The sequence below is a fragment of the Nocardia pneumoniae NBRC 100136 genome (assembly GCF_000308755.1).
GTDB lineage: Bacteria > Actinomycetota > Actinomycetes > Mycobacteriales > Mycobacteriaceae > Nocardia > Nocardia pneumoniae.
Genome location: NZ_BAGF01000041.1, coordinates 120,338 through 133,004, shown reverse-complemented (window position 1 = coordinate 133,004; position 12,667 = coordinate 120,338). Strand labels below are relative to the sequence as shown.

Here is a 12,667-nt window from a genome sequence, read left to right as displayed (position 1 = left end):
GCGCGGCAGCGTGCGCACACCCGTGTTGGGGCTGCGGGTAAACGCCGCCCAGTTCACGCTGCTGGTCGCGGTCAACGCGCTCGTCGGCGGCATGGTCGGCCAGCAGCAGACCGTGCTGCCGCTGCTGGCCGAATCGGAGTTCGGGCTCACCGGCTACACCTTCATCTTCACCTACGTCGCGGCGTTCGGGATCACCAAAGCGGTCGCGAACTACTTCGCCGGCACCTTCTCCGACCGCTACGGGCGCAAGCCGGTGCTGCTGGTGGGCTGGCTGATGGCCGTGCCCGTGCCGGTGATGCTCATCGCCGCCCCGAACTGGTGGTGGGTCGTGGCAGCCAACGTGCTGCTGGGCGTCAACCAGGGGCTGACCTGGTCGACCACCGTCGTGATGAAGATCGACCTGGTCGGTCCCGCCCGCCGCGGCTTGGCCATGGGCCTCAACGAAGCCGCCGGATACGGGGCCGTCGCGGTCAGCTCGCTGCTCGCGGGTTACCTCGCCGAACACTATGGCCTGCGCCCCGCACCGTTCCTGCTCGGCCTGGCCTACACCGCCCTGGCCATGCTTCTGTCCGGGGCCTTCATCCACGAAACCCGAGGCCACGCCCACCTGGAAGCAGGCCAGCACGCCCCACGCGCCGACGGCCTGCACGCCGAACTGACCGACCGGCAAATCGCCGTCCAGACCAGCCTGAAAGAACCCGCCCTGTCCTCGGCCAGCCTCGCCGGGCTGGTCAACAACCTCAACTTCGGCCTGTCGTGGGGGCTGTTCCCGCTGCTGTTCGCCACCGCCGACCTCAGCGTCGGGCAGATCGGGCTGCTGTTCGCCCTCTACCCCGGCGTGTGGGGCGCCGGACAACTGGTCACCGGGGCACTGTCGGATCGCCTCGGCCGCAAACACCTCATCACCACCGGCATGGCCACCCAAGCCGCCGCTCTCGCGCTGGTCGCCGCCTCCAACCGATTCACCGGGTGGGCCATCGGCACCATCCTGCTCGGCGCTGGCACCGCCATGGTCTACCCCACCCTGCTCGCCGTGATCGGCGATGTCGCCCACCCCGTGTGGCGAGGCCGCGCCATCGGCGTCTACCGCGTCTGGCGCGACCTCGGCTACGCCGTCGGCGCCGTCCTCGGCGGCATCGTCGCCGACCTGATGGGCCTGCACGCCGCCGTATGGGCAGCCGCCGCAGTCAGCGCCGCCGCCGCCATAGCCGTCGGCACCCGCATGTACGAAACCCACCGACCACCCAGCCGTAGTGATGCCGTGCCCGGGCACCGGTCGCGAGGGGATGTGCCGGACGCGCAAGGCTCAGTAGCCGGTACGGCCGAGCCGGGCGTCCCGAGTCAGTAGTTCACGAAGAACAGACCGGCGCCGTAGGCGTCGCGAGCGGAGACGAAGAATCCCTCATCTGTTTCCTGGAGCGGCACCGAATTCTCGATGATGCCGCGTGCAACGACGAGATCCTCGACCGCGATGGTCATGGCGGCCAGATAGGACGGTGCGGGCGCCGGTTCGCCCGGAAGCACGGTGTCGGCTTGCGATGCGCGCACGATCTCCAACTGTCCGGAGCTCATCTCGAGCACCGTCCGCGGTCCCTTGCGCACGACAGGTGCGCCGAGGATGCGGGCGTAGCGGTCGATGATCACGTCAGCGTTGTCGTCGGCCGCGACGATCAGCACCGCGGCGATGGCGCGGGCCCCGTTCGGGTGCGAGAGGTAGCGGGGCTGGTGCACGTACTCGCGGGTGAGATGCTGGGCGATGCCGAGCATCGCCTCCGGCGTCGAAGCCGGGTCCGCGTGGACGGCCCGCGCACGCACGGTGCGGACGCCGTCGTCGGTTTCGACATCGCGCTCCAGATCCAGCACACCGGACGCTCGCACACCCGCCGCGACGAGTTCCTCGCGCGCCACTTCGGCGTCGCTGGTCTCGAGGTTGAGCAGACGGAAGCCTTCGTACTGGTCGGCCATCGCCTTGGTGTGCCACGGGTCCGGCGCGGACTCGTCCACGATGCCGAGCAGTTCGAGGTAGGAGCCGCCGAACAGGACGCACCGGTTGGCCGTGCAACCCGGCACGGGGACCTCGCCCGGACGGGCGCTCAGCAGGTGACGTGAGCGCGGGCTCAGCGTGAATCCCAGGTCGAGGTAGCGCCGTTCCAGACCGTCGAGATCGCGGGTGAGGATGCCGGTGTGGTGAATGCCGTCGATTGCTTTCTGCACGCCGAGAATGCTCGCCTAGTGGGCACTCGACGCCGCATCGCCGCGGCCGACGCGCCGGATTCCGACCACTGCCCTACCCTGACGGGATGGATTCGGTCATCTTGGACGACGTCGACCGAAGGCTGTTGCACGCGTTGCAACTCGACGGCCGGGCGCCGTTCAGCAGGCTCGCGCCGGTGCTGGACGTTTCCGAGCGCACCCTGGCCCGGCGATACCGGCGACTGCTGTCGACCGGCGCACTGCGGGTGACCGGAGTCGCGGACACCAAACGCGTGGGCCACGCCGAATGGCTGGTCCGCCTGCGGGTGCGGCCGGATGCCACGGCCGCGCTGGCCCGCGCACTCGCCCGCCGCGCCGACACCTCCTGGGTGACGGTGATCTCCGGCGGAGCCGAACTCGTGTGCCTGTTCCGAGTCCCGGGCGAAGCGCCGCTGCCCGAACTGGCACGTCACCCGGCCGTCCTCGCCGCTGAGGCGCATCGGGTGCTGCGGCATGTCATGCAACGCCGCTGGCAGGGCCGGATGTCGGCGCTATCTGCCGAACAGAGCGCGGCAGTGCGCGTGCCAGACCGGACGCCCGCTCCGATGGCGCTGACCGAACTCGACGAGCGCCTGCTTCCCGTGCTGGCCACCGACGGCAGAGCGGCGTATCCACAGCTCGCGCGGGCGGTCGGCTGGTCGGAATCCGCGGTGCGGCGGCGCGTCGAGGAATTGCGCCGCGCCGGGATGCTCGGGTTCGACGTCGAAGTCGATCCCGTCCTGTTCGGGTTCACCGTGCAAAGCTTGCTCTGGTTGTCGGTAAGCCCTGGTCGTCTCCTCACCGTCGCGAACGCCCTGGCCGCCGATCCCGAAGCGGGCTTCGTCGGCGCGCTGACCGGACCGCACAACCTGCTGGCGTGCATCGTCTGCCGCGACACCGACGCCCTGTTCCGCTACACCACCGAGCGGATCGGCGCGCTGAGCGGGATCGAACGGATGGAGATCGGTCCGATCAGCGGCTACGCCAAGCGCACCGCACCGCCGCGGTTCATCTGACCAGCAAAGGCGAAACTTCCAGTCGCACAGCCGCATTCAGGCCCACCGCGCGTTCGACGTGAATCAGATAACACGCCGCGCCGCGGCGAAAACGAACGCAGTAGGGTCGAGTCGTGACCTGGACCGTGGGCTTCGACCTCGACATGACGCTGATCGACTCGCGGCCCGGTGTCGCGCGTGCCATCGATACTCTCGCCGCCGAGTTCGATCTGCCGCTGAGCGGTACGGCGTTCGCCGATCGGCTCGGACCGCCGCTGGCCACGCTGCTGGTCGAAGCGGGCGCTCCCGAGGGTTTGGTCCCCGATCTGATCACTCGGTACCGCGCGCTGTATCCCACGCTGGTGTCGACCATTCCACCCATGCCCGGCGCGCAGGCCGCGCTGGCCGCCATCGAGGCCAGGCAGGGACGAGTGGTCGTGGTCACCGGCAAGCACGCCCCGCTCGCACGACTGCATATCGACGAACTCGGTTGGCGCGTCGACCATCTCGCGGGCGATCTCTGGTCGGCGGGCAAAGCGGCGACGCTGCGCGAGCAGGGGGCGGATCTGTTCGTGGGAGACCACGTCGGCGACATGCGCGGAGCGCAGGCCGCGGGCGTCCTCGCGGTCGGGGTCAGCACCGGACCTTGCACCGCCGACGAACTGCGCGCGGCGGGCGCGGACGTGGTGCTCGCCGACCTCACCGAGTTTCCCGGCTGGCTCGCGGCAGAGTTCGGCGCGGTCGCCGCCGGTTGAAAATTGCCTGCTGCCCCGCGCCCGACGCATCACGCGGGCATTGCGGTGGCGCACGAGAACCTCTAGCGGCGCTGATCTACTCCGTCGGCCCGCAGGACCTCGAACCGCAGCGTCAATCCGTCCAGCAACGCGCGCAGCCCGATGTCGAACGCGGCGTCGTCGATCTCGCGCTGCCGACCCGCCAGCAGGTGCGCCTCGTCCAGGTGCGGATACGTCCCGCGGTAGACGGCCGCGTCATCGGGGAACCCGGCCGCGAACGATCCCAGCGTCGAGCCGGTGACGAAGAAGCGCATCAGCGCACCGACCTCGGTAGCCGCTCGCCGGGGCCAGCCCGCCGCGACCAAGCCGCCGAACACCGCGTCGGCCTGGCGTAACGCGTTCGGGCGGCGTCCCATCCCCTGGTTCAAGGCGGGCACCAACCGGGGATGCCGTGCCAGCGCCGCGCGATAGGAGCGCGCCCAGACCTCCAGCGCGCCTCGCCAGTCCGGCCCGCCGGTGAACATCGAGAGGTCGACCTCGCCGAGCACCGTGTCGACCATCGCGTCGAGTAGTTCGTCCTTGGTGGCGACGTGGTTGTAGAGCGAAGGCCCGCGCACCCCGAGTTCGGCGGCCAGCCGCCGGATCGATACCGCCTCCAAGCCATCCGCGTCCACCACCGCGAGTGCGGCCGACACGATGCGCTCCCGGCTGAGCAGCGGTTGGCGTGGTCTTCCCACGCGACCTCCTCAAAAAACTTGCACTGTTAGTTTAGTTGCCGTTAGCCTACCGCCCGTGAACCTCGAACTCTCCGACGAGCAGACCGCGGCGCGGCGGCTGGCCGCCGATTTCGTCGATCGTGAGATCGCGCCGCACGCCGCACGATGGGATCGCGAGGAGTCCGTCGACCGGGCGATCGTCGGCCGGTTGGGCGAACTCGGCTTCCTCGGACTCACCATCCCCGAGCAGTACAGCGGCAGCGCGGGCGACCACCTGACCTACTGCCTGGTGCTGGAGGAACTCGGGCGCGGCGACTCGGCCGTGCGCGGCATCGTCTCGGTATCGCTCGGCTTGGTGGCCAAGTCGATTCACCACTATGGCACCGAGGAGCAGAAGCAGACCTGGTTGACGCGGCTCACCGCCGGCGAGGCGCTCGGGTGTTTCGGGCTGACCGAACCGGGCAGCGGGTCCGACGCCGCCCAGCTGCGCACCCGCGCGATACGCGACGGCGAGGACTGGGTGCTGTCGGGCACCAAGATGTTCATCACCAACGGCACCTGGGCCGACGTCGCGCTGATCTTCGCGCGCACCGGCGGTGCGGGGCATCGGGGCATCACCGCTTTCCTGGTCCCGACCGACTCGCCCGGCTTCACCGCGCGGGAGATCCACGGCAAACTCGGATTGCGCGGTCAAGCCACCGCGGAACTGGTGCTCGACGGCGTGCGCGTCCCCGACAGCGCCCGCCTGCACGACGAGGGCAAGGGTTTCACCGTGGCGATGGCGGCGCTGGCCAAGGGCCGCATGTCGGTCGCGGCGGGGTGCGTCGGCCTGGCCAAGGCATGCCTGGACGCAGCGGTCGGCTACGCCACCGAACGCGAGCAGTTCGGCAAACCCATCGCGGGACACCAACTCGTGCAGGAACTGCTCGCCGACATAGCGCTGGACGTGGACGCGGCCCGGCTGCTGGTCTGGCGGGTCGCCGACCTGATCGACCGCGGTCAGGAGTTCGCCGTGGAGTCCTCGAAGGCGAAACTGTTCGCCTCCGAGGCCGCGGTCCGCGCGGCCGACCGGGCGGTGCAGGTGTTCGGCGGATACGGCTACATCGACGAGTTCCCCGTCGGCAAGTACCTGCGCGACGCCAAGGTGATGACCCTGTACGAGGGCACCAGTCAGATCCAGAAACTGCTCATCGGGCGCGCGCTGACCGGCGTGGCCGCATTCTGAGAGGACATCGCATGCACCGCTTCACCGACCGGGTCGCCGTGGTCACCGGCGCGGCCCAAGGCATCGGCGCGGCCACCGCCCTGCGCCTGGCAGCCGAGGGGGCCGCCGTCGCCGTGCTGGACCGCAACGCCCCCGACGAGACCGCCGCGCGGATCACCGCGGCAGGCGGGGTTGCGCGCGGTTACGTCTGCGACGTCACCGATCGCGCGTCCGTCCAGGCCGCATTCGACAGCGCCGCAAACGATCTCGGCACCCCGCAGATTTTGGTGAACAACGCGGGCATCACCCGCGACGAACTGTTCTTCCGCCTGTCCGAGGACGACTGGAACGCCGTGCTCGCGGTCAACCTGACCGGCGCGTACCACTGCGCCCAGGTCGCGCAGGCGTTCATGGTGCCCCAGAAGTACGGCCGGATCGTGTCGTTGTCGAGCCGGTCGGCGCTCGGCAATCGCGGCCAAGCCAACTACGCGGCCGCCAAGGCGGGCATCCAGGGCTTGACCGCGACGCTCGCCATCGAGCTCGGCCGCTACAACATCACCGTCAACGCGGTGGCGCCCGGCTACATCGCCACGGCGATGACCGCGGCCACCGCGAGCCGGATCGGCATGTCCGCCGAGGACCACCAGAAAGCGGTCGCGGAACGCACGCCGCTGGGCCGAGTCGGACAGCCGGAGGAGGTCGCGGCGGTCATCGCCTTCCTCGCCAGCGACGAGGCGAGCTACGTCAGCGGCCAGACGCTGTACGTCAACGGCGGCGCGCGCTAGCTGGACTCGCAACTATTGCGGCGTGGTCGCGGTTGACCCGACCCCGGCTGTGTAGTTGTGGCGCAACGGGCTCCCAGATGTGGCGCAGGTCGGCGGCGTGTTGATCGCGGGGTTTCGGGATTGCCCCGCTGGGCAGCCGGGCGACGCCGATATGCCGAATTCCCATGACTGGCAGGCTTATTCGTCGAATGTCGGTGCCCCTTGCTAATTTGTCGCGTTCTGATCCGACAAGGCAGGGAGGCGAACTATGGCAATCGGGAACAACACCGATCTCGGTCGGTCCGAGGAGGTGATGTCCGCGCCGGTGCTGTGGAGTTTCCATTCCGGGGCCGCCGCCTCCGGTGTCGTCGTCGACGAACGCGGCTGCTGGGTGGGCACCGAGAGCGGTGACGTGTTCACCTTGACACCGGAGGGTGTGGTCACCGGCCGCTTCCGACTGCCTGATGCGGTCAAATGCCTTGTAGCCGACGGTTTCTGGATCTACGCCGGGTGCGACGACAACCGAGTCTACGATCTGTCCGGCACGGTGCCGAGAGTTGCCTACGAAATACCGACCGAAATCGACATCTGCTCGCTCGACATTCATGAAGGCCGCCTCTGTGTCACCGACCGGAAAGGCGGCATCACCGCGATCGATTGGGACGGGGACTTGCTGTGGAGCGCTCCCGGCGACGAGGGCGGGGTGATCCAGATCGACTCGCACGCCGTCTACCACGGGCATTCCGCTGGCGTCACCGGATATGACCTCGAAGCCGGATACCAAGTGTGTCACGAGGACACCGATGGCGCGGTCCTGTCCGCCTGCCAGGACTCGAACGCGATCTACGCGGGCACCGATGACAACTGTGTCGAGGTGGTCGGCAAGAACGAATGGGCGGGGATCAGCTACCTGTCCGATGCGCCGGTACAGTCCTGCGCCACCTCCCCCGACGGCCGCGTCTTCGCCGGGGACGACTGCTCCTCGGTGTACTGCTGGGACATCTCGCGATGCGGCGCGTGGAAATGGGCTACCGGCTGCGGTTCGGCCTCGTCCATGCAGTACCACGACGACAAGCTCTACCTGGTCACCACCACTGGAACCCTCGCCTGTCTCGATGTCAGCGAAGCCGCCATCCGCGACTCCGAGCACGGTGTGCTGCCCGAGACGGTGTCGGTGCGGACTCCGGAGATCTCCGCCGTGGTGCCCAGCAACACCGTCGAGGTCACCTCCGATGCCGGGACCGGCATTGTCGTCGAATGCGTGGACCAGGACGGCCACCAATGCGTGATCACCGTTTCCCCCGATGAGTACGCGTCCATGGATGTCCAGTTCCCCAAGGACCTTTGGCATTCCGGCGCCCGGTATGTGGTCGACGACGTGGACGCGCCCGAGCGCGGCTTTTTCTACAGAGTCCGCGGCGACATCCGACAGCTGATCTGACCTTGTTCGCCCCGGTCACCAGGGCCGTCGTCATGTCTGCCATGGCGCTGGCGTCGCGCTCCGGGCACTGGCGTACCAGGGCCATCAACTCCTGGGAGCACCGATCCCACCCCAACCGGATGCGGCTGCGGCATGATCGGGGCGTGGATCGAACCGAGCTGGCCGCGCTGCTCCGGCACGCGCGCGGCCGGGTGCGGCCGGAGGATGTCGGCCTGCCCGCTGGACCGCGCAGACAGGTGCCGGGGCTGCGCCGCGAGGAGGTCGCCCAGCTCGCGGGTGTCAGCGTGGATTACGTGGTGCGATTGGAGCAGGGACGCGGTCCCCATCCGTCCAGCTCGGTGCTGGCCGCACTGGCCCGAGCGCTGCGGCTCAACGACGAGGACCGCACCTTGCTGTTCCAGTTCGCTGGTGCGGCGCCACCGCAGGAGGGTCGCATCGACATGGTGGTGCGGCCGAGCGTGTTGCGCCTGCTGGACCGGATGGCGGACCTGCCCGCGCTGGTGCTGTCGGCGAAAGCCGACTTGCTGGCGTGGAATTCGATGGCGGCCGCACTGCTCGGCGACTTCTCCACCTGGCCGCCCGCACAGCGCAACATCATCTGGCAGCGCTTCCTCGGCACGGAACGCGGACGCGTCGCGATAACCCCCGCCGAAGCCGACAACGCGGCGGCGTTCTCCGTGGCGGCCCTGCGCGGGGCCCGCGCCCGCTACCCCGACGATCCCGGCTTGCTGCGCCTGATCTCCGAACTCCGTTCGCGCAGTCCACGTTTCGAGCAGCTGTGGACCGCCCGGCTGTCCGGGCAGTGGCGCAGTGCGACGAAGACGATCGATCATCCCGAATTCGGAATGCTGCGCCTGGACTGCGACACCCTGCTGGTCCCGGACACCGACCAGGCGGTTGTGGTCTACTCCGCGGCGCCGGGCACCCGCGAGGCTTCGGCGCTGGAACTGCTGCGGGTCACCGGGACAGAACGGTTCCCGGTCGCGGAGTCCGCCGACTAACCCCTATGCCGCCTTGTATCGGCGCAGGTATTCGCCGGTGAGCGAGGTCGGGTGGGCGAGCAGATCGGCGGGAGTGCCGGTGAAGACGATCTCGCCGCCGTCCTTGCCCCCGTCGGGTCCCAGATCGATCACCCAGTCGGAGTGGGCGACCACGTCGAGGTTGTGTTCGATCACCACGACCGTATTGCCTCGCTCGACCAGACCGTCCATCAGCGCCAGCAGCGTGTCCACGTCCGACATGTGCAGGCCGGTGGTGGGTTCGTCGAGCACGTAGACGCTTCCGGTGTTCTGCAGCTGGGTCGCCAGCTTGATCCGCTGCCGCTCGCCGCCGGACAGCGTGCTCATCGCCTGGCCCAGGCTGAGGTAGTCCAGGCCGACCTCGTTCATCGTGCGCAACTTGGTGTGCAGCGCCTTCTCCGCGAAGAACCCGAGCGCCTCCTCGGCCGTCATCTCCAGCACGTCGGCGATCGACTTGCCGCGCAGGGTGAGGGCGAGCACGTCGTCGGAGAAGCGCCGCCCGTCGCAGGCGTCGCAGTGGGTGGTCACCGGATCCATGTAAGCGATCTCGGTGATGATCACGCCGCGGCCCTCGCACTGCTTGCAGGCCCCCGCGGAGTTGAAGCTGAACAGGGCAGGAGATTCTCCGGTCGCCTTGGCGAAAAGCTTGCGGATCGGATCCATCAGGCCGAGATAGGTCGCGGGCGTGGACCGCGACGACGCCGCGATCGGCGACTGGTCGACGAAGATCGCCTCCGGGTGTTCGACCACGAACACGTCCCGGATCAGGCTGCTCTTGCCGGAGCCGGCGACGCCGGTGATGGATGTCAGGATGCCGGTGGGTATCCCGACGGTCACGTTCTTCAGGTTGTGCACCGCCGCGCCTTGGATGAGCAGCTCTCCCGTGGCGGTGCGGAAGGTCTCCTTGACGCGGAAGGGGCGGCGCAGACCGGCTCCGGTTGGGGTGTCGGCCGCGCGGAGGTCGGCGAAACTGCCCTGGAACACCACCTGCCCACCGTGCACGCCCGCGCGCGGGCCGACGTCGACGACGTGATCGGCGATCTGGATGACATCCGGATCGTGTTCCACCACGATCACGGTGTTCCCCTTGTCCCGCAACGCCTTCAGCAGATCGTTCAACCGTCCGACATCCCGCGGGTGCAGCCCGACGCTGGGTTCGTCGAAGATGTAGGTCAATCCGATCAGCGTGCTGGACAGGTGCTTGATCATCTTCAGCCGCTGGCCTTCGCCACCCGAGAGGGTCGAGGTGGGGCGATCCAGGCTGAGATAGCCCAAGCCGATATCGGCCACGCGGCCCAGAGCGGTCCGGATGGCCCCGGCCAGACCCGCCGCCGCCGGGTCGGTGATCTCGTCGAGCACCGCCATCAGGTCGGTGACTTGCAAGCGTGCCCAGTCCGCGATATTGCGGCCGTTGATCTTCGTGGCCAGCGCCGCCTTGTTGAGCCGGGCGCCCGCGCAGCTGGCGCAGACGCCCTCGGTGAGGAATTGCCGCATCTGCTCGCGGGTCTTCTCGCTGAGTGTCGAGGTGTCCCGCTGCAGCCGGGTGCGGGTGAATTTGGTGGCGATGCCTTCGTAGTTCGCCTTCCAGGTGCCCTTGCTGAAGGTCAGCTCAACCTTGCCGCCGGTGCCGTAGAGCAGATCGTGGAACTCCTCGTCGGTGTAGTCCGACAGCTTCTTGTCCGGGTCGAAGCGGCCGGACTTGCCGTACAGCTGCCAATCGCCGCTGCCCACACCGTAGCCCGGCAGCAGGATCGCGCCCTCGTTGAGCGACTTGGTCCGGTCGAGCAGCCGATCGGGATCGGCGCGCACGGTGACGCCGAGACCGTCGCAGTCCGGGCACATGCCCTGCGGCACGTTGAACGAGTAGTCGTAGACCAAACCGCTGGAGGGCGAACCGAACCGGGCGAACATGGCGCGCACCATCGAGAAGATGTCGGTCATCGTGCCGACCGTGGAGCGCGGCCCGCCGCCGACGGGCTGCTGGTCGATGATCACCGGCGCGGTGAGGTTCTCGATCGCTTCCGCGTGCGGGCGCTCGTAGCGGGGCAGGAAGTTCAGGATGAACGCAGGAAAGGTGGCGTAGAGCTGGCGCTGCGATTCGACGGCGATGGTGTCGAAGACGATCGACGACTTGCCGGAACCGGAGACGCCGGTGCAGACCGTGATCTTGTTCTTGGGAATCTCCAGCGAGACGTCCCGGAGATTGTGCTCACTGGCCCCGAGGACCCGGATGACGTCGGGAGTTACGGCGGATTCGGCGAAAGGCATGCCGACCACCATGCCATCGAGTACCGACAAAATGCCACGTAGAATGTGATGTAAATCACATAATCTGCTGTGTGAATGCGGGTCCGGGACCGCTGGAATTGCGTGAGGTCCCCAGTGCAACAAGCGGCCCGCGCTTCGACCGAGATGGCCCCAGACGCGCAGCTCTAGAGTGGGAAACGTGCGCGGCGACCCCTACTGGAACCACAACACCCACTACCACCCGTGGCTGCTGAAACAGGTCCCCCACGCGGCACACACGGCACTCGACATCGGCTGCGGCGACGGCCTGTTGGCGGGCAAGCTGGCCCGCCGCGGGCTCACCGTCACCGGAATCGACGTAGACGGGGGCATCCTCGCGCAAGCGCCCGCCACGACCGGCGTGCGGCTCGAAAAGGCCGATTTCCTGGATTATCCAGGAACTTTCGACATCGTGACCACCGTGGCGACGCTGCACCACGTCCCACTGCGCGAGGGCATGTCCGCGCTGCGGCGCCTGGTCGCGCCGGGCGGCACCCTCGCCGTCGTCGGTCTGTGGAACATGAGTCCCCGCAAGGACTACCACTACTTGCCGCTGCTGCCGGTCATCTGGGCGATGGACGTCCTGCACCGGGTGGACGGGCCAGCCGCGCGGGTGCGCGATCCCGAGGAGGACTACGCCGACATCCGCTCGGCGGCGGCGGAATTGCTGCCCGGCGCCCGGCTTCGGCGGCGGCTGATGTGGCGTTACACCCTGCTCTGGCGCAAGCCGGAGTGATCACATTTAGAGTCGTGGCATGCCGTTGCGGGAGCATAGGACAGAGCTGATCTTCAGCGCGCGAAGCTTTTTCGAGCCGGTCGACCAGCACGACCTACCGCCGCTATCCGACGAGGACACACACGAACCGCGCACCGGCGCGGCGTGACGACCCCGGCGCTGGGCGGCATCGTCTTGGACGCCGCCGCGATCGTCGCCTTCGTCAACCGCGCCAACTACGCCCAGGCGGTGGTCTGGGCGACGGTCGACGCGGGCAACACCATCGTCGTGCCGAGCACCGTCCTCGCCGCGGCGCGCACCCATATTCCGGCCGACCGGCTCGACATCCTGGCCGTGCTGGTCGGCCTGCCACATACCGTGGTCCCCGCGTTCGGTCACACGACCGATCATCGGCTCGACGTCGACCGCTGGGCAGGCGCGCTCATCGCGGCGGGCCATGCCACCCGCGAGGCGGTCTCCCGGGACTGGCCGTGCCTGACCGGCCGCCCGAAGCGGCTGCGCCAGATCGACCCTCGCGTCATCATCGACGCGCTGCCCTGA

The 12,667-nt window shown here is 68.5% G+C and carries 13 protein-coding genes; 10 read left to right on the top strand and 3 right to left on the bottom strand.

The genetic code is table 11. From position 1 onward, the window contains the following. The first annotated feature begins 10 nt into the window (after nucleotides 1-10). Complete coding sequence (locus ON34_RS12790) at nucleotides 11-1,348, top strand: MFS transporter (protein WP_245548006.1); 1,338 nt, start codon at nucleotides 11-13, stop codon at nucleotides 1,346-1,348. Here the strand turns inward: ON34_RS12790 and ON34_RS12785 are convergent. After that, nucleotides 1,342-2,214 carry a VOC family protein gene (locus ON34_RS12785; protein WP_245548005.1) on the bottom strand — a complete coding sequence of 291 codons (873 nt, stop codon included), beginning with the start codon at nucleotides 2,212-2,214 and terminating at the stop codon, nucleotides 1,342-1,344. The two genes, ON34_RS12790 and ON34_RS12785, sit on opposite strands and share 7 nt — an antisense overlap. Before the next feature lie 86 nt (nucleotides 2,215-2,300). Here ON34_RS12785 and ON34_RS12780 point away from each other — a divergent pair, with 86 nt between their 5' ends. Further along, nucleotides 2,301-3,248 (top strand): Lrp/AsnC family transcriptional regulator, encoded by a 948-nt coding sequence (locus ON34_RS12780; RefSeq protein ID WP_040778820.1) that lies wholly within the window; start codon nucleotides 2,301-2,303, stop codon nucleotides 3,246-3,248. Nucleotides 3,249-3,361: 113 nt separating this feature from the next. After that, entirely contained in the window at nucleotides 3,362-3,982 is a 621-nt protein-coding gene (locus ON34_RS12775; RefSeq protein ID WP_169333866.1) for an HAD family hydrolase, read from the top strand. A gap of 62 nt (nucleotides 3,983-4,044) precedes the next feature. Here the strand turns inward: ON34_RS12775 and ON34_RS12770 are convergent, their stop codons facing one another. Beyond that, nucleotides 4,045-4,698, bottom strand: a complete 654-nt coding sequence (locus ON34_RS12770; RefSeq protein WP_040778818.1) for a TetR/AcrR family transcriptional regulator — start codon at nucleotides 4,696-4,698, stop codon at nucleotides 4,045-4,047. 55 nt (nucleotides 4,699-4,753) lie between these two features. Here ON34_RS12770 and ON34_RS12765 point away from each other — a divergent pair, with 55 nt between their 5' ends. From ON34_RS12765 to ON34_RS12750, 4 genes are all read left to right on the top strand, one after another. Next, the gene (locus tag ON34_RS12765) at nucleotides 4,754-5,902 is read left to right on the top strand and encodes an acyl-CoA dehydrogenase family protein (protein ID WP_040778816.1); all 1,149 of its coding nucleotides are present in this window, start codon (nucleotides 4,754-4,756) and stop codon (nucleotides 5,900-5,902) included. Nucleotides 5,903-5,913: 11 nt separating this feature from the next. Beyond that, nucleotides 5,914-6,666, top strand: a complete 753-nt coding sequence (gene fabG, locus ON34_RS12760) for a 3-oxoacyl-ACP reductase FabG (protein ID WP_040778814.1) — start codon at nucleotides 5,914-5,916, stop codon at nucleotides 6,664-6,666. A gap of 247 nt (nucleotides 6,667-6,913) precedes the next feature. Further along, nucleotides 6,914-8,086, top strand: a complete 1,173-nt coding sequence (locus ON34_RS12755; RefSeq protein WP_051022438.1) for a PQQ-binding-like beta-propeller repeat protein — start codon at nucleotides 6,914-6,916, stop codon at nucleotides 8,084-8,086. Between the two features lie 143 nt (nucleotides 8,087-8,229). Beyond that, on the top strand, nucleotides 8,230-9,087 hold the full coding sequence (locus tag ON34_RS12750) for a helix-turn-helix transcriptional regulator (protein ID WP_040779053.1): 858 nt from the start codon (nucleotides 8,230-8,232) through the stop codon (nucleotides 9,085-9,087). Between the two features lie 3 nt (nucleotides 9,088-9,090). Here the strand turns inward: ON34_RS12750 and ON34_RS12745 are convergent, their stop codons facing one another. Continuing rightward, nucleotides 9,091-11,373, bottom strand: a complete 2,283-nt coding sequence (locus ON34_RS12745) for an ATP-binding cassette domain-containing protein (protein WP_040779050.1) — start codon at nucleotides 11,371-11,373, stop codon at nucleotides 9,091-9,093. A gap of 178 nt (nucleotides 11,374-11,551) precedes the next feature. Here ON34_RS12745 and ON34_RS12740 point away from each other — a divergent pair, with 178 nt between their 5' ends. Genes ON34_RS12740 through ON34_RS12735 form a run of 3 tightly spaced genes read left to right on the top strand, consistent with a single transcriptional unit; the run spans nucleotide 11,552 to nucleotide 12,667 of the window. Next, entirely contained in the window at nucleotides 11,552-12,127 is a 576-nt protein-coding gene (locus ON34_RS12740) for a class I SAM-dependent methyltransferase (RefSeq protein WP_083889376.1), read from the top strand. Nucleotides 12,128-12,146: 19 nt separating this feature from the next. Then, entirely contained in the window at nucleotides 12,147-12,275 is a 129-nt protein-coding gene (locus tag ON34_RS38090; RefSeq protein ID WP_281032448.1) for a hypothetical protein, read from the top strand. Beyond that, entirely contained in the window at nucleotides 12,272-12,667 is a 396-nt protein-coding gene (locus ON34_RS12735) for a hypothetical protein (protein ID WP_040778809.1), read from the top strand. The genes ON34_RS38090 and ON34_RS12735 overlap by 4 nt, the downstream gene beginning before the upstream one ends.

Excerpts from the sequence above, each read along its gene's own strand:
- ON34_RS12755 (WP_051022438.1), top strand. The coding sequence starts at position 6,914 with ATGGCAATCGGGAACAACACCGATCTCGGTCGGTCCGAGGAGGTGATG.
- fabG (WP_040778814.1), top strand. The coding sequence starts at position 5,914 with ATGCACCGCTTCACCGACCGGGTCGCCGTGGTCACCGGCGCGGCCCAA.
- ON34_RS12780 (WP_040778820.1), top strand. The coding sequence starts at position 2,301 with ATGGATTCGGTCATCTTGGACGACGTCGACCGAAGGCTGTTGCACGCG.
- ON34_RS38090 (WP_281032448.1), top strand. The coding sequence starts at position 12,147 with ATGCCGTTGCGGGAGCATAGGACAGAGCTGATCTTCAGCGCGCGAAGC.
- ON34_RS12745 (WP_040779050.1), bottom strand. The coding sequence starts at position 11,373 with ATGCCTTTCGCCGAATCCGCCGTAACTCCCGACGTCATCCGGGTCCTC.